Source organism: Sphingomonas sp. LT1P40, from assembly GCF_036663835.1.
Classification (GTDB): Bacteria; Pseudomonadota; Alphaproteobacteria; order Sphingomonadales; family Sphingomonadaceae; genus Sphingomonas.
On the sequence record NZ_JAXOJT010000001.1, the window covers coordinates 1,214,110 to 1,239,762 of the forward strand.

General features: G+C 64.8%; 24 protein-coding genes and 1 tRNA gene. 18 read left to right on the forward strand and 7 right to left on the reverse strand.

All coding sequences use genetic code 11. The annotated features are described in order from the left end of the window. Positions 1-3 precede the first annotated feature (3 nt). Genes edd through eda form a run of 3 tightly spaced genes read left to right on the forward strand, consistent with a single transcriptional unit; the run spans position 4 to position 3,419 of the window. Complete coding sequence (gene edd, locus U1702_RS05970; protein ID WP_332722927.1) at positions 4-1,821, forward strand: phosphogluconate dehydratase; 1,818 nt, start codon at positions 4-6, stop codon at positions 1,819-1,821. Positions 1,822-1,830: 9 nt separating this feature from the next. Next, entirely contained in the window at positions 1,831-2,802 is a 972-nt protein-coding gene (glk, locus tag U1702_RS05975; protein ID WP_332722929.1) for a glucokinase, read from the forward strand. Then, positions 2,799-3,419, forward strand: a complete 621-nt coding sequence (gene eda / locus U1702_RS05980; RefSeq protein WP_332722931.1) for a bifunctional 4-hydroxy-2-oxoglutarate aldolase/2-dehydro-3-deoxy-phosphogluconate aldolase — start codon at positions 2,799-2,801, stop codon at positions 3,417-3,419. The genes glk and eda overlap by 4 nt, the downstream gene beginning before the upstream one ends. 59 nt (positions 3,420-3,478) lie before the next feature. Here the strand turns inward: eda and mltG are convergent, their stop codons facing one another. The 5 genes from mltG to fabD form a co-directional block, all read right to left on the reverse strand. Then, on the reverse strand, positions 3,479-4,447 hold the full coding sequence (gene mltG / locus U1702_RS05985; protein ID WP_332722933.1) for an endolytic transglycosylase MltG: 969 nt from the start codon (positions 4,445-4,447) through the stop codon (positions 3,479-3,481). A gap of 187 nt (positions 4,448-4,634) precedes the next feature. Next, positions 4,635-5,894, reverse strand: a complete 1,260-nt coding sequence (fabF, locus tag U1702_RS05990; protein WP_332722935.1) for a beta-ketoacyl-ACP synthase II — start codon at positions 5,892-5,894, stop codon at positions 4,635-4,637. A gap of 106 nt (positions 5,895-6,000) precedes the next feature. Continuing rightward, positions 6,001-6,237, reverse strand: coding sequence for an acyl carrier protein (locus U1702_RS05995; RefSeq protein WP_332722937.1), 237 nt, complete (start codon positions 6,235-6,237; stop codon positions 6,001-6,003). Between the two features lie 103 nt (positions 6,238-6,340). Next, the gene (gene fabG / locus U1702_RS06000; RefSeq protein WP_332722939.1) at positions 6,341-7,078 is read right to left on the reverse strand and encodes a 3-oxoacyl-[acyl-carrier-protein] reductase; all 738 of its coding nucleotides are present in this window, start codon (positions 7,076-7,078) and stop codon (positions 6,341-6,343) included. 10 nt (positions 7,079-7,088) lie between these two features. Continuing rightward, the gene (fabD, locus tag U1702_RS06005) at positions 7,089-8,024 is read right to left on the reverse strand and encodes an ACP S-malonyltransferase (RefSeq protein ID WP_332722941.1); all 936 of its coding nucleotides are present in this window, start codon (positions 8,022-8,024) and stop codon (positions 7,089-7,091) included. Positions 8,025-8,220: 196 nt separating this feature from the next. Here fabD and U1702_RS06010 point away from each other — a divergent pair, with 196 nt between their 5' ends. The 5 genes from U1702_RS06010 to U1702_RS06030 all read left to right on the forward strand — a co-directional run bounded on the left by U1702_RS06010 (position 8,221) and on the right by U1702_RS06030 (position 11,012). Continuing rightward, positions 8,221-8,598, forward strand: a complete 378-nt coding sequence (locus U1702_RS06010; protein ID WP_332722943.1) for an RcnB family protein — start codon at positions 8,221-8,223, stop codon at positions 8,596-8,598. Positions 8,599-8,852: 254 nt separating this feature from the next. After that, the gene (rpsF, locus tag U1702_RS06015) at positions 8,853-9,248 is read left to right on the forward strand and encodes a 30S ribosomal protein S6 (protein WP_332722945.1); all 396 of its coding nucleotides are present in this window, start codon (positions 8,853-8,855) and stop codon (positions 9,246-9,248) included. Positions 9,249-9,260: 12 nt separating this feature from the next. Next, complete coding sequence (rpsR, locus tag U1702_RS06020) at positions 9,261-9,485, forward strand: 30S ribosomal protein S18 (protein WP_332722947.1); 225 nt, start codon at positions 9,261-9,263, stop codon at positions 9,483-9,485. A gap of 11 nt (positions 9,486-9,496) precedes the next feature. Continuing rightward, positions 9,497-10,108, forward strand: a complete 612-nt coding sequence (gene rplI / locus U1702_RS06025; protein WP_332722949.1) for a 50S ribosomal protein L9 — start codon at positions 9,497-9,499, stop codon at positions 10,106-10,108. Positions 10,109-10,397: 289 nt separating this feature from the next. Continuing rightward, positions 10,398-11,012: a CAP domain-containing protein gene (locus tag U1702_RS06030; protein ID WP_332722951.1), complete on the forward strand. Its 615-nt coding sequence runs from the start codon at positions 10,398-10,400 to the stop codon at positions 11,010-11,012. Between the two features lie 2 nt (positions 11,013-11,014). On the opposite strand, the gene mutL is transcribed toward U1702_RS06030, so the two are convergent. Next, the gene (gene mutL / locus U1702_RS06035) at positions 11,015-12,787 is read right to left on the reverse strand and encodes a DNA mismatch repair endonuclease MutL (protein ID WP_332722953.1); all 1,773 of its coding nucleotides are present in this window, start codon (positions 12,785-12,787) and stop codon (positions 11,015-11,017) included. A gap of 146 nt (positions 12,788-12,933) precedes the next feature. Between mutL and U1702_RS06040 the strand changes: the two genes are divergently transcribed. From U1702_RS06040 to U1702_RS06065, 6 genes are all read left to right on the forward strand, one after another. Further along, on the forward strand, positions 12,934-13,977 hold the full coding sequence (locus U1702_RS06040) for a rod shape-determining protein (protein WP_332722955.1): 1,044 nt from the start codon (positions 12,934-12,936) through the stop codon (positions 13,975-13,977). A 15-nt stretch (positions 13,978-13,992) separates the two neighbouring features. Further along, the gene (locus U1702_RS06045) at positions 13,993-14,874 is read left to right on the forward strand and encodes a rod shape-determining protein MreC (protein ID WP_332722957.1); all 882 of its coding nucleotides are present in this window, start codon (positions 13,993-13,995) and stop codon (positions 14,872-14,874) included. Further along, a complete protein-coding gene (gene mreD, locus U1702_RS06050) occupies positions 14,871-15,383 on the forward strand; it encodes a rod shape-determining protein MreD (RefSeq protein ID WP_332722959.1) in 513 nt (170 codons plus the stop codon). The genes U1702_RS06045 and mreD overlap by 4 nt, the downstream gene beginning before the upstream one ends. Continuing rightward, complete coding sequence (mrdA, locus tag U1702_RS06055) at positions 15,380-17,428, forward strand: penicillin-binding protein 2 (RefSeq protein ID WP_332722961.1); 2,049 nt, start codon at positions 15,380-15,382, stop codon at positions 17,426-17,428. Before mreD ends, mrdA begins: the two co-directional genes overlap by 4 nt. Then, positions 17,425-18,555 (forward strand): rod shape-determining protein RodA, encoded by a 1,131-nt coding sequence (gene rodA, locus U1702_RS06060; protein WP_332722962.1) that lies wholly within the window; start codon positions 17,425-17,427, stop codon positions 18,553-18,555. Before mrdA ends, rodA begins: the two co-directional genes overlap by 4 nt. A 103-nt stretch (positions 18,556-18,658) precedes the next feature. Beyond that, a tRNA-Lys gene (locus U1702_RS06065) sits at positions 18,659-18,734 on the forward strand. A gap of 208 nt (positions 18,735-18,942) precedes the next feature. On the opposite strand, the gene U1702_RS06070 is transcribed toward U1702_RS06065, so the two are convergent. Continuing rightward, positions 18,943-19,350, reverse strand: coding sequence for a RidA family protein (locus U1702_RS06070; RefSeq protein ID WP_332722964.1), 408 nt, complete (start codon positions 19,348-19,350; stop codon positions 18,943-18,945). Between the two features lie 183 nt (positions 19,351-19,533). On the opposite strand from U1702_RS06070, the gene U1702_RS06075 reads away from it, so the two are divergent. From U1702_RS06075 to U1702_RS06090, 4 genes are read left to right on the forward strand one after another with little or no spacing between them, the layout of a single operon-like run. Beyond that, a complete protein-coding gene (locus U1702_RS06075) occupies positions 19,534-19,863 on the forward strand; it encodes a hypothetical protein (RefSeq protein WP_332722966.1) in 330 nt (109 codons plus the stop codon). Positions 19,864-19,923: 60 nt separating this feature from the next. Beyond that, entirely contained in the window at positions 19,924-21,207 is a 1,284-nt protein-coding gene (locus tag U1702_RS06080; RefSeq protein ID WP_332722968.1) for a TolC family protein, read from the forward strand. Continuing rightward, on the forward strand, positions 21,204-22,385 hold the full coding sequence (locus U1702_RS06085; RefSeq protein WP_332722970.1) for an efflux RND transporter periplasmic adaptor subunit: 1,182 nt from the start codon (positions 21,204-21,206) through the stop codon (positions 22,383-22,385). The genes U1702_RS06080 and U1702_RS06085 overlap by 4 nt, the downstream gene beginning before the upstream one ends. Before the next feature lie 4 nt (positions 22,386-22,389). Beyond that, positions 22,390-25,623, forward strand: coding sequence for an efflux RND transporter permease subunit (locus U1702_RS06090; protein ID WP_332722972.1), 3,234 nt, complete (start codon positions 22,390-22,392; stop codon positions 25,621-25,623). The last annotated feature ends 30 nt before the right edge of the window (positions 25,624-25,653 follow it).

The following is a 25,653-nucleotide window of genomic DNA, read 5'->3' on the forward strand; positions in this document are numbered from 1 at the left end:
AAAATGTCCCTCCATCCCGAAGTCGCCGCCGTCACCGACCGCATCATCGAGCGGTCGAAGCCGGGTCGTGCCGCCTATCGCGCGCTGATGACGCAGCAGCGCGAAGGCGGCGTCGGTCGACCGCGGCTCGGCTGCGCCAACCTCGCCCATGCCTATGCCGGCACGGACGAGCAGCGCGACGCGATGAAGGACGGGCGGCGGATGAATATCGGCATCGTCACCGCCTATAACGATATGCTCTCCGCCCACGCGCCCTATTACCGTTATCCCGAACAGATGAAGGTCTGGGCGCTGGAGGCGGGTGCCACGGCACAGGTCGCGGGCGGCGTCCCCGCGATGTGCGACGGCGTGACTCAGGGCTACGCCGGCATGGAGCTCTCGCTGTTCAGCCGCGACACCATCGCGCTGTCCACCGCCATCGCGCTCAGCCACAATGTGTTCGAGGGCGCGGCACTGCTCGGCATTTGCGACAAGATCGTCCCCGGCCTGCTGATGGGCGCACTGCGCTTCGGCCATCTGCCGATGGTGCTGATCCCCGGTGGGCCGATGCGCACCGGCATCGCCAACAGCGCCAAGGCCCGCGTCCGCGAATTGTATGCCGAGGGCAAGGCAAGCCGCGACGAACTGCTTGACAGCGAAATCGCCGCCTATCACGGCAAGGGCACCTGCACCTTCTATGGCACCGCCAATTCCAACCAGATGATGGTCGAGGCGATGGGCCTGCACATGCCCGGCGCCGCCTTCATCAACCCCGGCACGAAATTGCGGCAGGAACTGACCAAAGCTGCGGTCCAGCGCCTCCCCGAAATCGGCTGGAACGGCGATAATTACCGCCCGATCGGTGAGATTGTGGACGAACGCGCCATCGTCAACGCCGCCGTCGTCCTGCTCGCCACCGGCGGCTCGACCAATCACTTGATCCACTTGCCCGCCATCGCGCGCAGTGCCGGGATCATCATCGATTGGGAGGATTTCGACCGCCTCTCCCGCGCTGTTCCCCTGCTCGCCCGCGTCTATCCAAACGGGTCAGCCGACGTGAACGGGTTTGAGGATGCCGGTGGCCCGACCTTCGTTATCCGCGAATTGCTGCGCGGCGGCCTGATGCATGGCGACACAATGACCATCGCTGGCGACAGCCTTGCCGCATACGGCCAGCATCCCGCATTGGAGGACGACAAACTCGTCTGGCGCGATCATGCCCCGGCCAGCGGCGACGACACCATCCTGCGCACGATCGACGCGCCCTTTTCCGAAGAAGGCGGCTTCCGCATCCTTTCCGGCAATTTGGGTCGCGCCTGCATCAAGGTCAGCGCCGTCGAGCGCGACCGCTGGACGATCGAGGCTCCGTGCCGCGTGTTCAGCGACCAGCACGCGGTCCATGACGCCTTCACCGCGGGCGAACTGAATCACGATGTCGTCGTCGTCGTCCGCTTTCAGGGGCCACGCGCCAACGGCATGCCTGAACTGCATAAACTTACCCCCCCGCTCGGCGTGCTTCAGAACAAGGGCTATCGCGTCGCGCTGCTCACCGATGGCCGCATGTCCGGTGCGTCGGGCAAGGTGCCGGCCGCCATCCACCTCTCACCCGAAGCAATCGGCGGCGGCCCGATCGGCAAGCTGCGCGATGGCGACATCGTCCGCCTCTGCGCGGAGGAGGGCATTCTCCAGGCGCTGGTCGACCCCGCCGAATGGGACGCCCGCGAACTTGCCCCCGCCCCGCCGCCCGAACTGGGCACGGCCCGCGAACTCTTTGCAATGATGCATCAGGCGGACGAAGCCGAAAAAGGCGCGTCGGCCATGCTCGCCGCCGCCGGATTGTAGGAGCCTAGAATGGAAGTCGTCGCGGTCGATATCGGCGGAACCCATGCCCGCTTCGCCATTGCCGAGGTGGCGGGCGGTCGCGTCGTCTCCATCGGCGAACCGGTCACACAGAAAACCGCCGATCATGGCAGCTTCCAGCTCGCCTGGCAGGCATCGGCGGAGGCCTTCGGGCGCGACATGCCCCGCGCCGCCGCCATCGCCATCGCGTCGCCGATCAACGACGAACTGATCAAGCTCACCAACAACCCGTGGATCATCCGCCCGCCGCTCATCAAGGATCGGCTCGACGTCGACAGCTTCTCGCTCATCAACGATTTCGGCGCGGTCGGACATGCCGTGGCACAATTGCCGTCAGAGCATTTCCTGCACCTCTCCGGTCCGGACGTGCCTTTCCCCGAAAAGGGTTCGATCACCGTCTGCGGCCCCGGCACCGGCCTCGGCGTCGCACAGGTGTTCCGTACCGGCGCACTCAGCTATCACATCATCTCGACCGAGGGTGGCCATATCGACTTCGCCCCGCTCGACACGATCGAGGACGCCTTCGTCAAGCGGCTGCGCACGACCTACACCCGCGTCTCCGCCGAACGCATCGTCGCCGGCCCGGGCATCGTCCCGATTTACGAGACGCTCGCGCATCTGGAGGGCAAGCCGGTCCACAGCCGCAACGACAAGGATATCTGGACGCTGGCGCTGGAGGGCAAGGACAGCCTCGCGATGGCCGCGCTCGACCGTTTCTGCCTCAGCCTTGGTGCGGTGGCGGGCGATCTCGCGCTCGCGCACGGCCCGACCGGCGTGGTCATCGCGGGCGGCTTGGGTCTGCGGCTCAAGGATCACCTCCTCAATTCCGGTTTCGCCCAGCGCTTCACCGCCAAGGGGCGGTTTCAGTCGTTGATGGCGTCGATTCCGGTCAAGCTCATCACCCATCCCCAGCCCGGCCTCTATGGCGCAGCGGCAGCCTATGCGCAGGAGCACACGCAATGAGCCCAGCTACGAATATCGAAACCATCATGCGCACCAGCGCCGTCATCCCCGTGCTGGTGATCGACGACGCCGCCACCGCCCGCCCATTGGCCGAGGCTTTGGTGCGCGGTGGCCTGAAGGTTCTCGAAATCACCTTGCGCACCCCCGCCGCGCTCGATGCGATCCGTGAGATGAAAAAGGTCGAGGGCGCGATCGTCGGCGCAGGCACGGTCGTGAATACCGAACAATTCGCGCAGGTGATGGACGCCGGCGCGGAATTCATCGTCTCCCCCGGCCTGACCACGAAGCTGGGCGAAGTGATCGTCCAGAGCGGCGTCCCCTTCCTCTCCGGCATCGCCAATGCCGGCGACATCATGCGCGGCTATGACCTGGGCCTGCGCCACTTCAAATTTTTCCCCGCCGAAACCAGCGGTGGCCTGAAAGCGCTCAAAGCCCTCGCCGCCCCCTTTTACGAAGCCAAATTCTGCCCCACTGGCGGTATCAGTCCGGCAACCGCCCCTGACTGGCTCAGCTTCGACCCCGTCCTGTGCGTCGGCGGCAGCTGGATCACGCCAAAGGGCGCGAGCATGGACGAAGTCGAGGCACTGGCGCGTGATGCGGCGGGGATGCGATCTTGACCGTCATCCCGGCGAAAGCCGGGACCCCGTGTGAAGGAGCAGGGCGCTCGGCATACGTCCTACATCTCGCCCTTCGCCCGGCGCAGCGCATACCATTTCTGCACGTTCGCGTTGTGCTGCTCCAGCGTGTCGGCAAAGATATGCCCGCCGGTGCCATCCGCCACGAAATACAGCGCGCTGGTCGCCTCCGGGTTCAGCACCGCGTCGATACTCGCGCGCCCGGGATTGGCGATCGGCCCGATCGGCAGCCCTGCGCTGGCATAAGTGTTATACCCGTTCTTGTCCTGAAGCTCCGAACGCAGGATGCGGCGGCCCAGCGGCTTCCCCTTTGTCACCGGGTAAATCACCGTCGGGTCGGCCTGTAATGGCATCCCCCGCTTCAGCCGGTTGGAATAGACGCCCGCCACCATCCGCCGCTCCTCCGCCTTGCCCGTTTCCTTCTCGACGATCGAGGCCAGGATCAGCGCCTCGCGCGGCGTATTCACCGCGATACCCGGCTTGCGCTTCTCCCACGCGCTCGCCAGATATTTCACCATCGCCGTCTGCATACGGTCCAGCACCTGCTGCCGGGTGTCGCCGCGATTATAGGCATAGCTGTCGGGCAGCACCGTGCCCTCGACCGGCACCTTCGCCTCGCCCTGCAATTGCGGCGCGGCCATCAGCCGTTCGTGGACCAGCACCGACGGCATTCCTTCCGGCACCATCACGAAGCGCTGGAGCGTCTTGCCGCCCTGAAGCATCTTGAGGATATCGGACTGGCTGATCCGCGCTGGCACGCGATATTCGCCCGCCTGAATCGGCCCGTCCCCGCCGAACACCCGCGCCATCCACAGAAACGTGTCGGCGGAGCGCAACGCCCCCGCCTTTTCCATCTCCTGCGCCGCTGCGGTCATCGTCGCGCCCTCCGGCACCTGCACGGTGACATTCCGCGCAGCCGGTCCCGGCCCACCCCACAACTGCATGGCATAAAAGCCCGCCCCGATCAGGGCGAGGATAACGATCACGCCAAAGCAGCCGATTTTACGCATTCCAGTCTCCAATTCCTCTCCAGGTGGGAGAAGATTAGCGCAGCTTGGCGGCGTGCCGCCTAGCGGAGCTTGGTGAGGGTCTCACGCTGTCGAGAGGGGGACACCCTCACCCAGCTCCGACTAGAGCCGCGTGAAGAACGCGACCGTAGTCTGCGCAACCCTCTCCCACAGGGAGAGGGATCGTTCGTCAAACCGCCTTCATCACCAGCGAAGCGTTGGTGCCGCCGAACCCGAACGAGTTGTTCAGCACCGCCTTGATCTTCCGCTCCTTGGCCTTGTGCGGCACCAGATCGACGCCCGCGCAATTCTCGCTGGGATTGTCCAGGTTCAGCGTCGGCGGCGCGATGCCGTCGCGCATCGCCAGGATACAGAAAATGCTCTCGACCGCGCCCGCACCGCCCAGCAGATGCCCGATCGCGGACTTGGTCGACGACATCGACAGATCCTCGATGCTGCTGCCGAACAGCTTGCGCACCGCACCCAGCTCCAGCTCGTCGCCCAGCGGGGTCGAGGTGCCGTGCGCATTGATATAGTCGATGTCCGACAGATCGAGCCCGGACTTCTTCATCGCCATCTGCATCGACCGGAACGCGCCCGACCCTTCGGGATGCGGTGCCGTCACATGATAGGCATCGCCCGACAGGCCATAGCCGACCACTTCGGCATAGATTTTCGCGCCGCGTGCCTTGGCGTGCTCATATTCTTCCAGCACCACGACACCCGCGCCTTCGCCCATGACGAATCCGTCGCGGCCCTGATCCCATGGACGGCTCGCCCGCCACGGCTCGTCGCGGAATCCGGTCGACAGCGCGCGTGCCTGGCCGAATCCGGCAATGCCGATCGGGCAGATCGCGCATTCGGCACCGCCCGCCAGCATCACATCGGCGTCGTCCATCGCGATCATCCGCGCGGCGTCACCGATCGAATGCGCGCCGGTCGAACATGCCGTTACGACTGCATGATTCGGCCCCATCAGGCCGTATTTGATGCTGACCTGACCCGAAATCAGGTTGATGAGCCGCCCGTGGACGAAATGCGGCGAAACGCGCTTCGGTCCCTTCTCCGCCAGCACCAGCGATTCGCTCTCGATCCCCGGCAACCCGCCGATGCCGGAGCCGATCGAACAACCGGCGCGAAACCGCTGCTCCTCGGTCATGTCCAGCAGTCCGGCATCCTCGATCGCCTGCCCTGCGGCATCGATGCCATAGATGATGAACGGGTCGACCTGACGCTGCACTTTGTGGTCCACGCGCTTGTTCGGGTCGAATCCGTAATCGTGATCCGCCGGTTTGATCTCACACGCATAATTGCTGTGATAATCGGTCGCATCGAACCGGGTGATCGTCGCCGCGCCCGATTTGGCGGCGATGATGTTCTTCCACGCGGTTTCGACATCCGCCCCCAACGGGGTCACGAGGCCCAGGCCTGTCACGACGACGCGGCGCATAACGATTCTCCGTAGTCTTAAAAGCGAAACGGCTCCCCACCCCTTTCGGGAACGGGAAGCCGTTCGTCAAATCCTGCCCATGCGGGCCGGCATAGCGGTTGCCCGCTTAGCCCTGATTTTCGTCGATAAAGGTGATCGCGTCCTTGACGGTCGTGATCTTCTCAGCGGCGTCGTCGGGAATTTCGACGCTGAACTCTTCCTCGAACGCCATGACCAGCTCGACGATGTCGAGGCTGTCCGCACCCAGGTCGTCGATGAAGCTCGCATCCTCGGTCACCTTCTCGGCTTCGACGCCAAGGTGCTCGACGACGATCTTCTTTACGCGATCTGCGGTCTCGCTCATGCCCTGTTCCTTCTTAAATTGGGTCGTTGAATGTCTGGTTCCTGAACGCACGTAGAACGCCACTTGGCCCCGCGCAAGGGGTCCCGAGTGGCACCCTGCCCGTTCAAATCATCGCCATGCCGCCATTCACGTGGATGGTTTGCCCGGTCACGTAACCCGCTTCCTTGCTGGCGAGATACACCACAGCCGCGCCGATATCTGCGCCATCGCCCAGATCGCCCGCTGGAATCTTCGTCAGCAGCGCGGTTTTCTGCGCCTCGGGCAGCCCGTCGGTCATCGCCGACCGGATAAAGCCGGGTGCCACGCAATTCACCGTGATATTCCGGCTCGCGAGTTCCTGCGCCAATGCCTTGGACATTCCGACCAGACCCGCCTTCGACGCTGCATAGTTCGCCTGACCCGGATTACCGGTCGTCCCGACGACAGAGGTGATCGAAATCATCCGTCCGAACCGCGCCTTCATCATCGGCTTGGCGGCGGCGCGCATCAGGCGGAAAGCTGCCTCCAGATTGATGCGGATGACCGTGTCCCACTCCTCATCCTTCATCCGCATCGCCAGATTGTCGCGCGTCACCCCGGCATTGTTGACCAGGATATCGACCTTACCCAGCGCCTCGACGGCTGAAGGCACCAGCGCATCCACCGCCGCCCCGTCCGACAGATTGCACGGCAATGCGACGTGCTCGCCCCCCAGCGCGGCCCGAAACGCCTCCAATTTCTCCGCATTGGACCCCGAAACCGCCAACCGAGCCCCCTGCCCCGCCAACGCCTGCGCAATCGCCGAGCCAATCCCCCCGGATGCGCCAGTCACCAGCGCAGTCATGCCTGTAAGGTCGAACATGCTTTTCTCCTCAGAGCGCCTTAACCAGCGCTTCAATATCATCCATCGTCAACACGCTGGTCGTGGTCGCGTCCGGCGCGCTGCGCTTGACCATCGCGCCTAGCACCTTGCCGCCCAGCTCGACATAATCCGTCACCCCGGCGTCGAACATCGCCACCACCGACTCGCGCCACCGCACCATGCCGGTGACTTGCTCGACCAGCAGCGTACGGATCGTGTCGGGGTCGCTCACCGGGGCCGCCGTCACATTCGCGTACACCGGCACCAGCGGTGCCTGGATCGCGACATCGGCCAGCGCCTTTTCCATCGCATCCGCAGCGGGCTGCATCAGCGGGCAATGAAACGGCGCGGACACCGGCAGTAGCACCGCCCGCTTCGCCCCATGCTCCTTCGCAATAGCTACGGCCCGGTCGATCGCGCCCTTCGCCCCGGAAATCACCACCTGTGACGGGTCATTGTCATTGGCGACGGTGCAGACCTCGCCTTCCGCCGCTGCATCGGCAATCGCCTGTGCCTTGACCAGATCCGCGCCCAGCAAAGCCGCCATCGCACCGACGCCAACCGGCACCGCCGCCTGCATCGCCTGCCCGCGCAGCTTCAGCAGCTTCGCTGTCGTCGACAGATCGATCGCCCCCGCCGCACACAGTGCCGTATATTCCCCAAGCGAGTGCCCTGCGACATAGTCCGCCTTGTCCGCCAGCCGCACGCCGCCTTCACGCTCCAGCACGCGCAGTACCGCGACGGCATGCGCCATGATCGCCGGCTGCGCATTCTCGGTCAGCAACAGCTGATCCTCCGGTCCCTCGGTCATCAGCTTGAACAGATTCTGGCCGAGCGCGTGGTCCACTTCCTGAAACACTTCGCGCGCGATCGCGCTGGCGTCCGCCAACGCCTTGCCCATGCCGACGGACTGGCTGCCCTGCCCCGGAAAGATGAAGGCGCGCATGATCGGGTTCCTCTCAAAAATCAGGTCGCCGCCCTATGACGCCCCGCGCAATCCCGCAAGATGAACGAACCCGTCAGCCTTGCGACAAACGGCGACCATTTAGCCGCATCCCCGCGATACTTCCGCGACACCCTGCGCCCATTTTGTGGATGTCGCCAATCACGGTGACCGCCTGAAACGACGAAGGAAACATGAGATGAAAAAGTTCGTACTCGCGGCGGTGGCCGCATCGATGATCGCCAGCCCGGTCCTGATGGCCGCTCCGGCAGCCGCAGCCCCGCAGCGCCACCAGACGGTGGTCAAGCAGAAGCCAAACGGCAAGATCGTCGTGAAGCAGAAGGTCAACAAGCAGGCTGCCAAGCGCGCCCAGCGGGTTCAGTATCGCACCTTCCAGCGCGGCCAGCGCTTCGATCAGCGCTATGCCCGCAACTATCGCCAGGTCGATTACCGCCAGTATCGCGGTCTTCGGGCTCCCCCGCGCGGCTACCGTTATGTCCAGTCGGGCAATGACGCGGTGCTCGTCGGGATCACCAGCGGCATCATCGCCGCCGTGTTCTCCGGCATGATCCGGTAACGCGACACCATCGCCACCCTTTCCTTCCTCCGGGGGTGGCGAACCGGGCGGCGGGGCAGCAATGCCCCGCGGCTTATTTGTTGAGCGGCTTGGGGGGCAGCAATGCCCCGCCGCTTGCCTTTTCCATCACCCGCGCGTAATGGCGCGTCGTTGAGCGGCAGCTTCGGCTGGCCGCTTTTCATGTTTGAACGACAGCCGGAGGGGCGTTTCGCATGGTGCGGGCGTCAGCGATCGGCCAAAAGTGAGAAGAAAGCATGGCTCTTTACGAGCACGTCTTCCTTGCGCGCCAGGATCTGGCACAGGCGCAAGTCGACGTATTGGCGGAAACCGCCACCAAGATCATCGAAGACAACAAGGGCAAGGTCATGAAGACCGAATCCTGGGGCCTTCGTTCGCTTGCCTACAAGATCGCGAAGAACCGCAAGGCGCATTACGTGATGCTGGAAATCGACGCCCCTGCCGGTGTCGTTGCTGAGCTGGAGCGCCAGACGCAGATCAACGAAGACGTGATCCGCTACATGACTGTCCGCGTGGACGAGTTGGAAGCAGGTCCGACGGTGATGATGCGCAAGGGTCAGGACCGCGAGCGTCGCGGCCGTCGTGATCGTGAAGAAGGTGGCAACACCGGCTTCGGCGGCACTGGCGAGTAAGGAGAAGATATCATGGCACGCCCATTTTTCCGCCGCCGCAAGAGCTGCCCCTTCTCCGCGAAGGACGCGCCCCGGATCGACTATAAGGACGTACGTCTGCTTCAGGGCTTCGTGTCCGAGCGTGGCAAGATCGTCCCTTCGCGCATCACTTCGGTGAGCGGGAAGAAGCAGCGCGAACTCGCAATCGCGATCAAGCGCGCTCGCCATTTGGGCCTGCTGCCCTTCATCGTTAAGTAAGGAGCGGACCCATGCAACTCATTCTGCTCGAACGAGTCGAAAAGCTCGGTCATATCGGCGACGTTGTGACCGTTAAGGACGGGTTCGCCCGTAATTACCTGCTGCCCAACAAGAAGGCGCTTCGTGCCAACGAAGCCAACCGCAAGGTTTTCGAAGCCAACCGTGAACGCATCGTGGCCGAAAACGCCGTGAAGCGCACCGAGGCCGAAACCGAATCGAAAACGCTTGAGGGCGTTTCGGTGACCCTGATCCGTCAGGCATCGAACACCGGCCAGCTGTACGGCTCGGTCGTGGTTCGCGACATCGTCGACGCGCTCGTCGCCGATGGTCACAAGGTCAACAAGTCGCAGGTCGTGCTGGACAAGCCGATCAAGTCGATCGGCCTGACCACGGTTCGCGTTGCACTGCACGCCGAAGTCGCCGTGACCGTAAAGGTCAACGTGGCGCGCTCGCCTGAAGAGGCCGAGATGCAGGCACAGGGCGTCGACGTGATGACCGCGATGTTCGAAAAGGACGAAGCGGGCTTCGTCGAGGCTTACGACCCCAACGCCGAACCCGGCGCGACGGCCGACAAGCCCGAAGCATCTGACGACGCGGATCAAACGGAGCAGGCAGAGGGCTAACCCTCAGCCGCTATCAGTCGAACACAAAATCGAGGCCGCCCGGATCACTCCGAGCGGCCTCTTTTTTCGCTTGGGGGCGAAGGGTATGCGGTTCAGGGAACCGCGATAACGACTGTCAGCATGGCCAAAAACGGACCGAGCGCGAGAGCCAGTGGCATAACCTTGTTCATCTCAGCATCCTCATGAACGCCTGTTCATGGCTAATAATGCGTTGCTGTGAATAAGGTTGCATCGGTCGAAACCTGACAGCGCTATGGCATCGAAAATATCTGGCGGTTAGGCTGGCACAATGCGTTTGCTTGCCATTCCCTGCCTTCTCGCCGTTGTTGCACAACCCTCCGCCGCCAGCCCCCGGCTGGAACGCGAAATTCTCGAAGAAATCAACCGCGCCCGCAGCAACCCTGCGGCCTATGCGGATCGCTTGCGCATCTATCGGGGCTATTTCCGGGGAAAGGTCGTTCGCTACCCCGGAAATCCCAACGGTCTGCGCACCGCAGAGGGGACCGCCGCCGTCGATGAGGCAATCGCAGCGTTGCGACGTCAGCAACCACGCACGCTTGTAAAGCCAGCCACCCTGCTCGCCCACGCCGCCCGCGATCATGTCGCCGAACAGGGGCCACGCGGTGTCACCGGGCACGAATCCGCGAATGGCGATCGCGCGCCCAAGCGCGTCGTGCGACGCGGCGGCGGTAACTATGTCGCAGAAGTCATCACTTACGGCCCACCCAGCGCGGTAGAGGTCGTTCGGCAACTGATCGTCGATGACGATGTCCCCGGTCGCGGTCACCGCATCACCGTCTATGCCGCCGAATGGGCATTCGCCGGTGCCGCCTGCGGCCCGCACAAACGCTATGGCACGATGTGCGTCGTCAACTTCGCTCGCACGCCGACGGGCATTCCCTGAAGTTATTTTCGCCCGAACAACTTCTCGATATCGCCATGCGCCAGTTTCACCCAGGTCGGGCGGCCGTGGTTGCACTGGCCCGAATGCGGCGTGACCTCCATCTCGCGGAGCAGCGCATTCATCTCGGCGACCGACAGCACCCGCCCCGCCCGCACCGATCCGTGGCACGCCATCGTCGCGGCGACATGATCCAACTTTTCCTTCAACGACAATGCCTCGTCGAACGCCGCCAGCTCATCGGCGATATCCGTGACCAACGCGCTCACATCCCCCGCCCCCAACAGCGCCGGGGTCGCCCGTACCAGCATCGCGCGCGGCCCGAACCGTTCCAGCTCCAGCCCGAATTCGGCAAGCTCCGCCGCCCGTGCCTCCAGCCGGTCGCACGCCGGTTCGTCCAGTTCGACCACTTCGGGCAGCAACAATGCCTGACTCGCCACCCCGCCGCTGTTCACGGCGCGCCGCATCCGCTCCAGCACCAGCCGCTCATGCGCGGCATGCTGATCGACCAGCACCAGCCCGTCCTCGGCCTCAGCCACGATATAGGTACGCGCCACCTGCCCCCGCGCCACGCCCAGCGGGAATCGCGCCGTCTCCGGCACCGGTTCTGCGGCGGGTTCAGCGCGAGCCTGCGGTGGCGCGATAAACGATGAGCGGCGATCGAACACCGCGTGCTGGCGCGGCATCGTTGCCACCCCGCCGCTGCCCCATAAATCGTCCTGCGGGGGTTCGACGCGCACCGGCTCCGACGTCCAGTTCCCCATCACCACCGCATCCGCGCGCTGCGCACTCCGATGCCCCGCCTCGTCCAGCGCGCGCCGCAGCCCGCTGACGATCAGCCCCCGCGCCAGTTGCGGATCGCGGAAGCGCACCTCGGTTTTCGCCGGATGCACGTTCACATCCACCTGATCCACCGGCACGTCCAGGAACAGCGCGACCACCGGATGCCGGTCGCGTGCCAGCATTTCGGCATAGGCACCGCGCACGGCACCGGTCAGCAACCGATCCTTCACCGGGCGCCCGTTCACGAACAGATATTGATGATCCGCCACCCCGCGATTGAATGTCGGCAGGCTGGCTACCCCGCCCAGCGCAATCCCCTCCCGATCGAAATCCACACCCACACTGTTCGCCACCAGATCGCGATCCGTGAGTGCCGCGACACGCTCGGGCCGCGTCACCCCCTCCTGCACGCTCAGCACGCGCCGCCCGTCATGCTCGACCGAAAAGCCGATATCCGGCCGCGCCATCGCCAGCCGTTTCACCACATCCATGCACGCCGCATATTCGGAGCGCGCCGATCGCAGGAATTTGCGCCGCGCCGGCACCTTCTCGAACAGCGCCTCGACCCGCACCCGCGTACCCGGCGGCAGCGCCGCTGGCCCCTCCGCCACGACGACCCCATTATCCACCGCGCGCGACCAGCCCTCAGCGCCCCGCACCCGGCTCTCGATCGTCAGTTGCGCCACGCTGGCGATCGACGGCAACGCCTCCCCCCGAAACCCCAATGTCGTCACCGCTTCGATCGCGTCATCGGGCAGTTTCGACGTCGCATGCCGCTCCAGCGCCAGCGCCATTTCGGCCCGGTCCATCCCGCATCCGTCATCGGTCACTTCGATCAGATCGGTGCCGCCCCCGGCCAGTCGCACGGCGATCCGCACCGCGCCGGAATCGATCGCGTTTTCCACGAGTTCCTTCAGCGCGCTGGCGGGGCGTTCCACCACTTCGCCTGCGGCAATTCGGTTGACAAGATGCTCGGGCAAACGGCGTATTGACATGCAGGTTGGTGTAGCCCAAGCGACGCCATCCCGCGACCCGTATCCGCCAGATTTCCGAGGTTGGAGTAATCCACCCCGGGCAGGTCGAGGCTAAACCATAGTGCGAACCGCGCCGCCCCTGTCGAGCGCGAAGGACGGAACAATAAATGGCGCTTTTCTCCCGCTTTTTCAAATTCATGTCTCACGATCTTGCGATCGATCTCGGGACCGCGAACACCGTCGTGTACCTGCGCGGTCGGGGCGTCGTGCTCAACGAACCGTCGGTTGTGGCGGTCGAGACGATCAACGGGGTCAAGCGCGTCAAGGCGGTTGGCGACGACGCGAAGCTGATGATGGGCAAAACACCCGGCTCGATCGAAGCGATTCGCCCGCTTCGGGACGGCGTCATTGCCGATATCGACGTCGCCGAGCAGATGATTTCGCACTTCATCCGCAAGGTTACCGGACACCGCAAATTCATGCGCTGGCCCCAGATCGTGATCTGCGTCCCCTCCGGCTCGACATCGGTCGAGCGCCGCGCGATCCGCGATGCCGCGCAAAATGCCGGTGCGTCGCAGGTCTGGCTGATCGAGGAACCGATGGCCGCCGCAATCGGTGCCGACATGCCGGTGACCGAGCCGATCGGGTCGATGGTCGTCGACATCGGCGGCGGCACGACGGAAGTCGCGGTCCTGTCGCTGCGCGGCCTTGCCTACTCGAACAGCGTGCGTGTCGGTGGCGACAAGATGGATGAGGCAATCGTCTCTTACGTTCGTCGCAACCACAATCTGCTGATCGGTGAAAGCACGGCAGAGCGGATCAAGCAGGAAGTCGGCGTGGCCAAGCCACCGGCTGACGGCATCGGCAAGACGATCCACATCAAGGGCCGCGATCTCGTCAACGGCGTGCCCAAGGAAATCCAGATCAACCAGGGTCAGATCGCCGAGGCGCTGTCCGAACCGGTCGGCACGATCGTCGAGGGTGTTCGCATCGCGCTCGAGAACACCGCGCCTGAACTGGCGGCGGATATCGTCGATCAGGGGATCGTCCTGACCGGTGGCGGCGCGCTGCTCGAGGGAATCGACGAAGTGCTCCGCGATGAAACGGGTCTGCCCGTAACCGTCGCCGAGGACCCGCTGACCTGCGTGGCGCTCGGTACCGGTCGTGCGTTAGAAGATCCTGTGTTTCGTGGCGTTCTCATTCAAGTCTGATAGGATAACGGGGGTATGGCGCCGCCACTGAACCGGCGCCCGGGATTTTCGCGGCGGGCGCAATACGGCCTTTTCATCAGCTATGTGCTCGCGGTCGGCGGTGCGCTGGTCGGCGTGGCCTTGCTGCTGCTCTCGACGTTCAACCCGCCTGCCTATGCCGTGGTGCGCGGTGCCTTCTCCGAACTGGTCACCCCGATCGCGTCCGGGCTGGACTGGACCCGGCGCGGCGTTTCCAGCATTCCCGGTGGCGTTTCCAGCTATTGGGGGGTGCGCGCCGACAATGCGAAGCTGCGCGCCGAACTCAAATCGAACAGCACGCTGGTCGATCGCGCGCGTGTCATCAGCCATGAAAATCGCCGGTTGCGTCAGCTGCTCAAGCTGCGCGACCGGATCACCAACCCCATCGTCGCGGCGCGCCTCGTCTATGCCACCGGTTCCAGCACGCGGCGCTTCGCCACCCTCAACGCCGGTTCGTGGCAGGGTGTGCGGGCGGGCCAGCCCGTGCGCGGCCCCGACGGACTGATCGGCCGCGTGGTCGAGGTCAGCCCGAATACCGCACGCGTGCTCCTGATCCTCGATCCCGAAAGCATCGTGCCGGTGCGGCGCGTGAGCGACGGGCTTCCGGCGATCGCTGCCGGACGCGGCGACGGGCTGATCGAGATTCGCTCGGCGGGTGCCGCGCAAGCGCTGTTCGAGGCTGGCGACGCCTTCGTCACTTCCGGCACCGGCGGGATCTTTCCGCCCAACATCGCCGTGGCGCGCGTCCGTGAACGCGCGCGCGACATCGCCCAGGCGGCCCCGCTCGCCAGCCCGGACTCGCTCGACTACGCCCTCGTCCAGCAAAGCTATTTCCCGGAGGCGGGTGAGGTGCGCGCGCCAGAGGCAGCCCCCCGGTGAGAGGGTCGCCCTTTGTCGGCCTGGGCAAGGCGGATACATCGACCCGCGCCAACTGGCTGGCCCCGCTGACCATCGTCATCGGATCGCTGCTGACCTTGCTGCCGTTCAAGGCGTCGTTCCCGATCCTTCCGCCGTTCGGCCTCATGATGCTGCTCGCCTGGCGTCTCCACCGGCCCGATCTGCTCAAACCGTGGTCACCCGTGCTGCTCGGCCTGCTCGACGATCTCGTCAGCGGACAGCCGCTGGGCAGTTCGATGCTGTTCTGGACGGTGTCGTTCATCGCCATCGATGTGTTAGATACGCGCATCGTGTGGCGTGATTTCTTACAGGACTGGCTATTGGCTGCGGGCGCGATCGGCTTTTGCCTGATCGGCGGACGCCTGGTCGCGGCTCCGATCGGCGCGCATGTCGATACCGTGCTGCTGATCCAGATTTTGATCTCGGTCGCCTTGTTCCCGGTCCTCTCTCGTCTCGTCTCGCGCCTCGATGGCAAACGGCGGACGCGATGAGCGGTCCCATCCGCATGATTAGCGAGGCGCAACAGGGTTACAGCTTCTCGCGTCGTGCAGTGTTCCTCGGCGCGGCACAGGCGACCCTCGGTCTCGTGTTGGCGGGCCGGATGACCTGGCTCGCGGTCTATGAGAATGATAAATACAAGCTGCTGGCGGAGAGCAATCGCGTCAACCTGACGCTCATTCCGCCCCGTCGCGGCTGGATCGTCGACCGGCGCGGCGTGCCGATCGCCAACAACCGCACCGATTTCCGCGTCGACATCATTCCCGACCGGCTGGAGGGCAAGGGCCGAGTGCTCACCACGCTGCGCGACCTGCTCGCGCTCACGCCCGAAGACATCGCCCGGATCGAACGCGATCTGAAGGACGCGGCAGGTTTCCAGCCGGTGCAGGTCGCGGAAAATCTCGACTGGGAACGTTTTGCCGCAGTCAGCGTCCGCCTGCCCGAACTGCCCGGCGTCGCCCCCACCCGCGGCTTTGCCCGCAACTATCCGGCGGGCGCGGCGGTCGGCCATCTCGTCGGCTACGTCGGCGCGGCCACCGCCGAACAGTTCAAGGAAACGAAAGACCCCTTGCTCGTCACCCCCGGCTTCAAGCTTGGCAAGGACGGTCTCGAAAAGATGCTCGAAGGGCCGTTGCGCGGCAAGGCGGGTGCCAAGCGGGTGGAAGTCACCGCGCGCGGAAAGCTGGTTCGTGAGCTTGCCACCCGCCCCGACGAACCCGGCAGCACCGTCCGCCTGACCATCGACGCCGGGCTTCAGGAATATGCCGCGCGCCGCCTGGGCAATGAATCCGGTTCGATTACCGTATTCGACGTCACCAATGGCGACATTCTGGCGATGGTGTCGATGCCTTGTTATGATCCGAACGCCTTCTCGGACGGGATCAGCCGAACCGAATGGGCCATGCTGTCAACGGACGACCATCTTCCGCTGATGAACAAGACGCTTCAGGGCCTCTACCCGCCCGGATCGACGTTCAAGCCCGCCACCGCGCTCGCCATTCTGGGCACGGGGGTCGATCCGAAGCGGGTGGTCTATTGCAATGGCGGCTATCAGCTCGGCAATCGCCGCTTCGGCTGCCTCGGTCGTCACGGCCCGATGACGATGCACACCGCCATCGCGCGCAGCTGCAACACCTATTTCTACACGATGGGGCGTGAGATCGGCATTGATCCGATCGCCGTCGCCGCGCGAAAGCTGGGCTTTGGCGCCGAGTTCAAGCTGCCCACGCCGTCACAACGCTATGGCACGATGCCCGACAGTGCCTGGAAGCTGCGGCGCTACAAACAGGAGTGGACGCAAGCCGACACGCTCAACGCGTCGATCGGTCAGGGTTATGTGCTGGTCAGCCCATTCCAGCTCGCGCTTTCCGCCGCGCGTCTGGCCTCCAGCCGCGAACTTATTCCCGCACTCGTCGTCGGCAAACCGACCCCGCCCCGCCGCCTCGATTTCCCCGAGGAGCACATCGCCATCGTTCGCGCAGGCATGGACGAGGTGGTGAACGGCCACGGCACGGCGGGCGCATCGAAACTGCAACTCGACGGCATCCGCATGGGCGGCAAGACCGGTACCGCCCAGGTCCGTCGCATCATGGACCGCAATCGCGGTCAGGGTGGCGACTGGAAATATCGTGACCACGGCCTGTTCATCTGCTTCGCGCCGGTCGAAAACCCGCGCTATGCCGCGTCCGTCGTGATCGAACACGGTTTGGGCGGGGCGAGAGCGGCAGCGCCGGTGGCCAAGGATGTCCTCACTTGGCTGTTCGACCGCGAACAGGCGATGGAGGCACTGTTGCGGCGTGAGGTGGAATGGGGCGGCGACATCCGCACCCGCATGGCGGCGAAGGAGGCAGCCTATCGCGCTGCCGAGGGGCTTCCCGCCCCGAAGCCCACGCCGGGCGCATCCCCCGTTCCGCTGACGACGCCAACGCCACGCGCCACGACAAGCGCGGGACCCGCATCGACGCCAGCACCTGTACGCACCACGCCCGCTGAGCCCGTCGCAACACTCACGCCACAACCCCAGGTGCCCAGCGAATGAACCGCAGCAGTTCCAGCACCGGCTTCGTCCCCGCCCCGCTCGCACAACTGCCATGGATGGTGATCGTTCTGGTCTGCGCGATCGGCGGCTTTGGCGTGCTCGTCCTGTTTTCCGCCGCCGGTGGCGACCCCAAATGGGCGATGCCCCAGGGTGTGCGCTTCTCCGCGTTTCTCGCCATGGCGCTTCTTCTGTCGCGCGTGCGACAGGATATGTGGTCAATGCTCGCCTTCCCGCTCTTCGGCATCTTTCTCGTCCTGCTGATCGGCGTCGAACTGCTCGGCGCTGTCGCCGGCGGTAGCCAGCGTTGGCTCGACCTTGGCATCATCCGCATTCAGCCGTCGGAGATGATGAAGGTCGCCATCGTGCTCGCCTGCGCCCGTTTCTATGAAATGCTGCCCGCCGGCGAGACGCGCAGCTTCACCGCCGTGGCCGCACCCGCCGCGATGATCGGTGTGCCGTTCGCGCTGGTGATGCTTCAACCCGATCTCGGCACCGCGCTGATGATCGTCGCGGGCGGCCTCACGGTGATGTTCCTCGCGGGCATCCCGCTGCGCCTGTTCATCGGTGGGGCGATGGCACTGGCGGTTTCGATCCCGATCGTCGTCAATTACGTGCTGCACGAATATCAGCGCAACCGCGTGCTGACCTTCCTCAACCCCGAAAACGATCCGCTCGGCACCGGCTATCACATCAGTCAGTCCAAAATCGCGATCGGATCGGGCGGCTGGTTCGGCAAGGGCTTCCTGAACGGCACGCAAAGCCACCTCGACTATCTGCCGGAGGGGCACACCGATTTCGCGCTGGCCACGATGATGGAGGAATGGGGCCTGATGGGCGGCCTGTTCGTCATCATCGCCTATGGCTTGCTGATCCGCTGGGGCATCGTCGTGGGCATGCGCAGCCAAAGCCGGTTCGGCAAGCTCACCGCCGCCGGCATCTCGACCACCATCTTCTTCTATGTGTTCATCAACATGGCCATGGTCATGGGCCTGGCCCCCGTTGTCGGCATCCCGCTGCCGCTCATCAGCTTCGGCGGATCGGCCCAGATGACGACGCTGATCTGCGTGGGCCTGCTGATGTCGTTGGACCGCCAAAATCGCCAGAGCAGCCTTGCCGCGCGCTGGTAACAGAAAACACCGATAGGGTGTTGCAATCCGCAAACCCGGATAGTATGCGCCCCCCTCCCACCGAGGCAGCGCCATCCAACGGCGCATCAAACTTCCCCGGAACGGACGCATAGCTCAGTTGGTAGAGCAGCTGACTCTTAATCAGCGGGTCCTTGGTTCGAGCCCAAGTGCGTCCACCACATTCCAATGACTTAGGGCGGCAATTCAACTCATCCTATAGCGCTTTCATGGCTGCTCTTGGGCCGACTGCCGACTGACAGTATCAAAACGATTTCAGCGGTTAGCTGCCCGTAGTTCATATAAGCTGCTACGGTCTTCATGCCAAAATGATCGCTTGCGCCTATCTGCGGCGACATCTCAACCGCCGTGCCGGGCTGCAAGGACGAATCACGTCGCGATCTCGATCACCGCATCCACCTCGACGGCATAGCCCATCGGCAGTCGGAAGACGCCGACCGCCGACCGGGCATGGCGTCCACGATCGCCGAACGCCTCGACGATCAGGTTGGACGCGCCGTTAATGATGGTTGGTATCGCCTCGAAATCCGGGCCAGCCTGCACGAACCCGCCCAGCTTCAGCACGCGGGTTACACGGTCGAGATCGCCGTCACAGGCGGTCTGAGCCTGGGCGATGAGGTTGATCGCACAAAGCCGCGCAGCGTACACCGCGCGGTCGAGATCGACATCGACGCCGACCGTCCCGCGCACTTCGTCGGCCACGCCCCTGGAGAGCTGACCCGACAGGTGGACGATCCGCCCGGACACGGTGAACGGCACATAGTTGACGATCGGCAAGACGACACGGCGCTACTTCACCGAACTCCGGCGACCGCGCTGAAGGCCGAGCCTGAAGAATAAGGGCGCGGTGCTGCGCTGCGTATTCCTTGTTTCGATGTGCTCAGGAGAGCCTCTCGTTACTCGCCGATGAAAGGTCGCCGTGATGACAAGTCCTGCACAGCGCGGTATGCGGCGGTAGAAATGACCCGCCTTGTTACCTTGATGTTCCTGGCATTTGCGGTGCTGTCGCTCGGCACTGCGCCGGTCGTGCATGCCGCAGAACAGGTGATTTGCGTCGAGGGCACAGAGACGGCGCATATCGATGTCGATCAGAGCGGCGGGGATTCGCCGGAAACCGACAAGACCGTTCAGCACCAGCATGGCGGCTGTCATGGCCATCATTGTGCCTCGCTGACCGCTGGTTCGGCGACCGCGAGCCTCGTGCGCGCCGCTGGATTGCGCATTACCGGCCCCGCCTCCGTGCTGGCCGCCAGCGCCCCCGATCCGGCGCTGAGACCGCCGCAAGCCTGACGACCGTTTCGCCGCCGGCTTGAAGCCGGGCGGCCTCTTCGGTTGTCAGGAGCTATCATCATGAAATCTGTTTATGCGGCGCTGCTTGCCGCAGCGTCGTGCGCAGCGAATGTGCAGGCGCAAAGCGCGCGCCCTGTCGCCTTGGGCGAAGCGGGCGATACGCTGACGCTCGACGCCGCATTGGCGCAGGCCGACGTGAATTCCCCTGCAAACGACGTCGCAACGCTCGGTGTCGAGGTGGCCGAAGCCGGACGTGCGGTCGCCGCGCTGCGACCGAACCCGACGGTGAGCGCGGATGTCGAGAATGTCGTCGGCACCGGTCCTTACAGAGGGATCGACGAAGCCGAGACGACGATCGTTTTCGCATTGCCGTTCGAGCTCGGCGGCAAACGCGGGGCGCGTGTCGCATTGGCCGATGCGCATACGGCACGCGCACGCATAGATGCCGTCATTGCACGGGCCGACCTGAGGCTACAGGTGACCAAGGCCTATATCGAGACGGCCGTTGCCGAGCGCCGGCTGGCAGTGGCGCAGGATCAGTTCGGCGTCACCGTCGAGAATCTGCGGATTGCACGCGACAGGGTCACGGTGGGCGCCAACTCCCCCATCGACGAAGAACGCGCGTCGCTGCTTGCCGCAAATGCGGCGGCCGCGCTTGAAAATGCGCGATACGATGTCGCGGCAAGTCGGTTCGCGCTGACGCAGTTGATCGGCACCGACCTGCGCGGATCGCTCGATCAGGCGTGGTTCGATGCGGTCGACACTGGTCGCGCGGGGCCGGTCGTCCCCGCAAATGCCGATGGCACCCTCGCGCTTAGCGCAGCCGGTGCAGACATCACCGCCGCCGAGGCGCAACTGCGTCTGGCGCGTAGTCAGCGCATCCCCGACCTGACGGTCAGTGCAGGCACGCGCCGCCTGCACGCCAGTGGCGACATGGCAATGGTGTTCGGCGTGTCCGTGCCCTTGCCCGTTTTCAACAATGGCCGTGCTGCGCTGGATCAGGCGGGGGCGTTGCGCAGGCAGAGCGAGGCAAGGCGCCGCCTGGCGCGATTTGAAGCAGAGCGGGCGATCATCGCTGCCCGCGCTGACCGTGACCGGGCGGCTGCCAGCGTGCGCGCGCATCGCCCCGCTTTGGCGGCGGCACAGGAGGCGGTGCGCATCGCGCGGATCGGCTATGGCGAGGGAAAGTTTGACCAACTCGTTCTGCTCGAAGCGGAGCAGGCCTTGCTCGACACGCGCACCGCCGGGATCGACGCGCGGGCGCAATATCACGACGCTCAGGCACGGCTGACCCGGCTTACCGCCGCGGTCCCGACCCCGCCGGTAACAGGAAACGCCCCATGAAGAAGCCCATGTCCGGAGCCACGGCCACATTTGCTTTGGCGATGTTGCTTGCCGGCTGCTCAGGCGGTGAACCAGCCGCCGACGATATCGCGCCGGCCGAAACGGAGACCGAAGCCCATGGCGACGATCATGGTGAGAACGAAGCGGCCCATGACGAAGAAGAAGGCGCAATCACGCTGACGTCGCAACAGATCAAAGCAGCGGGAATCGAGGTCGTGCGGACATCATCCAACAGTGGTGGCGCACTGACGCTGCCCGCGACGATCGATGGCGACCCGCAGGAAACGCAAGTCGTCTCCGCGTCGATCGGGGGCCGCGTCGTCGCGCTCAACCGCAATCTCGGCGAACCGGTCGTGCGCGGGCAAATTGTCGCTGTGATCGAAAGCCGGGAGGCCGCTTCGCTGCGCGCCGAGGTCGAAGCATCGCGTGCGCGCGCCGCTCTCGCCCAGTCGAACTTGCGACGTGAGGAACGGCTGTTCAAACTGCGGGTCTCGCCCGAGCGCGATCTCATCGCCGCACGCACCGGAGCGACCGAGGCCGCCATCGCGCTGAGACTGGCGCAGCAACAGCTTTCGGCGGCAGGTGTCGGCGGCGGCGCGCTGAACCGGATCGGCATCGCCGCGCCGATCGCCGGTCGCATTACCGCACGGTCGGTGGTGCTGGGCCAGACGGTCGCGGCCGATGCCGAGCTGTTTCGCGTGTCCAACCTTTCGCGCGTTGCAGTGAGCATCTCGCTGTCACCCGCCGATGCCGCTCGCATTTCGGCAGGAACGCCGGTGGAAATCAGCGCGGCCGGTCGGCGTTCGTCGGGTCACGTCAGCTTCGTCTCCCCCGTTCTCGATGAAACCACGCGCCTCGTCACGGCAATCGCACTGATCGACAATCGCGCGGGCCAGTGGCGGGTTGGCGAGCCGGTTACCGCGATACTCGGCTTGCCGGGCGAAGGGGGCGGTGCGGTGAGCGTGCCCGCCGCTGCGATCCAGACGGTCGAGAACCGCAATGTCGTGTTCGTGCGCACTGCCGGTGGCTTTCGTGCGCAACCCGTGACGCTCGGCGCGCGCGGCGCGGGCAATGTGACCGTCACTTCCGGCCTTACGGGGCGTGAGGAAGTGGCGGGAAATGGCAGCTTCACCCTCAAAGCTGAGCTCGGCAAAGGCGAAGCGGAACACGGACACTAAACCGATGATCGAACGCATTGTTACTTTTGCGGTCGAGCGGCGCTGGTTCGTGCTGCTGCTGACCCTTATCGCTGCGGTTATCGGCGCGGTCTCACTGTCGAGGCTGCCGATCGACGCCGTTCCCGACATCACCAACAATCAGGTGCAGATCAACATTCGCGCGCCCGCGCTGGCACCCGAGCTGGTCGAGAAGCAAGTCGCCTTCCCGATCGAAACCGCGCTGACCGGTATCCCCGGCCTTGAATACACCCGATCGTTGAGCCGCAACGGCTTTGCGCAGGTCACCGCCGTCTTCACCGATGGCACGGACATATATTTTGCGCGTCAGCAAGTGGCGGAACGCCTGCGCACGGCGGAGGCGAGCCTGCCGGTCGACGCGGTGCCGGAGATGGGACCGATCGCCACCGGCCTGGGCGAAGTCTATATGTGGACCGTCCACATGGCGCACCGGAAGGAGGATCGGCACAGGCCGGGCGATCCCGGTCTTCAGCCGGACGGCAGCTACATCACGCCCGAAGGCGACCGGCTGGTCAGCGAGGCCGACCAGGCGACCTATCTGCGCACCGCGCAGGACTGGATCATCGCGCCCCTGCTCAAATCGGTTCCGGGCCTTGCGGGCGTGGACGCGATCGGCGGCTATGTGAAACAATATCAGGTGGTGCCTGACGTTCAGCGTCTCGCGGCGCTCAAGCTCAGCCTGGGCGACCTCGCCACGGCGCTGGAGCAGAATAACAGCGCAGTCGGTGCGGGCGTCGTCGATCGCAACGGCGAGGGGCTGGCGGTGCGGTCGGACGCGCGCATCGCCAGCGCCGATCAGCTCGCCCGCACCGTCATCGCCACGCGCGAGGGGGTGCCGATCCCGCTCGATCAGGTCGCGTCGATAAAATTGGGCCAGGCCATCCGCATGGGTTCGGGGTCTGAAAACGGCAGGGAGGTTGTCGTCGGCACGGCGGTCATGCGGATCGGCGAGAACAGCCGCAACGTCGCCTCCGCCGTCGCGGCGCGGCTTAAGGAGGTCAATGCCTCTTTGCCCACCGATATCATCATCCAGCCGGTGCTCGACCGCACCGGTCTAGTCAATTCGACGATCCGGACGGTCGGCAAGAACCTCACGGAAGGCGCATTGCTGGTCGTGGTCGTGTTGTTCCTGCTGCTCGGCAATTTCCGCGCGGCGCTGATCGCCGCTCTGGTGATACCGGTCACGATGCTGATGACCAGTTTCGGCATGTTGCAGGGCGGAGTTTCGGCGAATTTGATGAGCCTGGGGGCGCTGGACTTTGGGCTGATCGTCGACGGCGCGGTGATTATCGTCGAGAATGCGCTGCGGCGGATCGCCGAGCGACAACATCAAATCGGCCGGACCCTGGACAAGGGCGAACGGCTGCAAATTGTGGCAAGTGCGACGCGCGAGATGATCCGCCCGAGCGTCTATGGCCAGACGATCATCATCCTGGTGTATTTCCCGCTGCTCACTCTGGCGGGGGTGGAGGGCAAGACGTTCACGCCGATGGCGCTCACCGTCATCCTCGCGCTCGTCTTCGCCTTCATCCTCTCGCTCACCTTCGTACCGGCGATGCTGGCGATCTGGCTGTCGAGGCCGGTGGCGGAAAAGGAAGGGCGGATCATGGCATGGCTGAAGCGGCGATACGAACCGGGGCTGACGGGCGCCATGCGTCGCCCGCGCACGACCATCGCCGCCGCGGTCGGCGCGTTCCTGATCGCGATCGGCATATTCGCCATGCTGGGGCAGGAGTTTCTGCCGCAGCTGGATGAAGGCGACGCGACGGCGCAGGTGCTGCGCGTGCCGGGGACATCGGTCGAGCAGAGCCAGGCGATGCAGTTTCGTGTCGAGCGCGCCATCTCCGCCATTCCGGAAGTGAAGTTCGTCTTCTCCAAAACCGGCACTGCGGAGCTCGCATCCGATCCGATGCCGCCCAACATTTCAGACACGTTCATCATCATAAAGGACCGCAAGGACTGGGCCGATCCGAAACTGCCCAAGGCCGAGCTGGTCGGCAAAATCGAGAACGCCCTGAAAGGGTTACCGGGTAACGCATTCGAGATCAGCCAGCCGATCCAGATGCGGTTCAACGAGCTGATCGCGGGCGTGCGCGGCGACATCGCAGTCAAGGTGTTCGGCGACGACACCGACACGATGAATGCCACCGCAAACCGGATCGCGGGCATCCTGCGCGAGGTCGAGGGCGCGACCGATGTGCGGGTCGAGCAGACCGAGGGTCTGCCGATGCTCGATATCAGACCCAACCGCGATGCGATGGCCCGGATCGGAATCACCGCGCGCGTGATGCAGGATACGCTTGCTGCGGCCATCGGCGGGCGCGATGCGGGGATGATCTTCGAGGGCGACCGGCGCTTTGCGGTGACCATCCGTCTGACCGATGCAGCGCGTGCCGATCTCCAGACGCTGGGCCAGATCCCTGTGCCGACCCCGGACGGCGCATTCGTACCGCTGGAAACGATCGCCGACATCGCCGTGACCACCGGCCCCAACCAGATCAGCCGCGAGAATGGCAAACGCCGGATCGTCGTGCAGGCAAATGTCCGCAACCGCGACGTGGCGAGTGTCGTGGCGGACGCACAGACAGCCGTCGCCGTGCAGCTGCGCCTGCCCGCTGGCGAATATCTGGAATGGGGTGGGCAATTCGAGAATCTCCAGTCCGCCACCCGGCGATTGATGCTGGTGGTGCCGGTGTGCTTCGCGCTGATTATCCTGTTGCTCTATGGCGCATTGGGGAGCGTGCGCGATGCCGCGATCGTGTTTACCGGCGTGCCGCTGGCCCTGGTCGGCGGGGTGCTCGCGCTGTTTCTGCGCGGCATGCCGTTCTCGATCTCCGCTGCCGTCGGGTTCATCGCGCTGTCGGGTATCGCGGTGCTCAACGGGCTGGTCATGGTCACCTCGATCCAGGATCTAATGGCACGCGGCGTCGGCCGGGCCGAAGCGGCATGGCAAGGCGCGCTTGCGCGGTTGCGACCGGTGGTGATGACCGCGCTGGTGGCCTCGCTCGGGTTCGTGCCGATGGCAATTGCCACCGGGGCAGGTGCCGAGGTGCAAAAACCGCTGGCCACCGTCGTGATCGGCGGTCTCGTCTCGGCCACGCTGCTGACGCTGTTCGTGCTTCCCACGCTTTATGCCCGCCATGGTCGGCGGGACACTGGCGTGGCCGAGACAAAGCGGATCGAAACGACCGAATTGAGCTGGGTGCCAGTGCCGCCATAGCTCCGCGCGACATGTCCCAGATACTCCTTG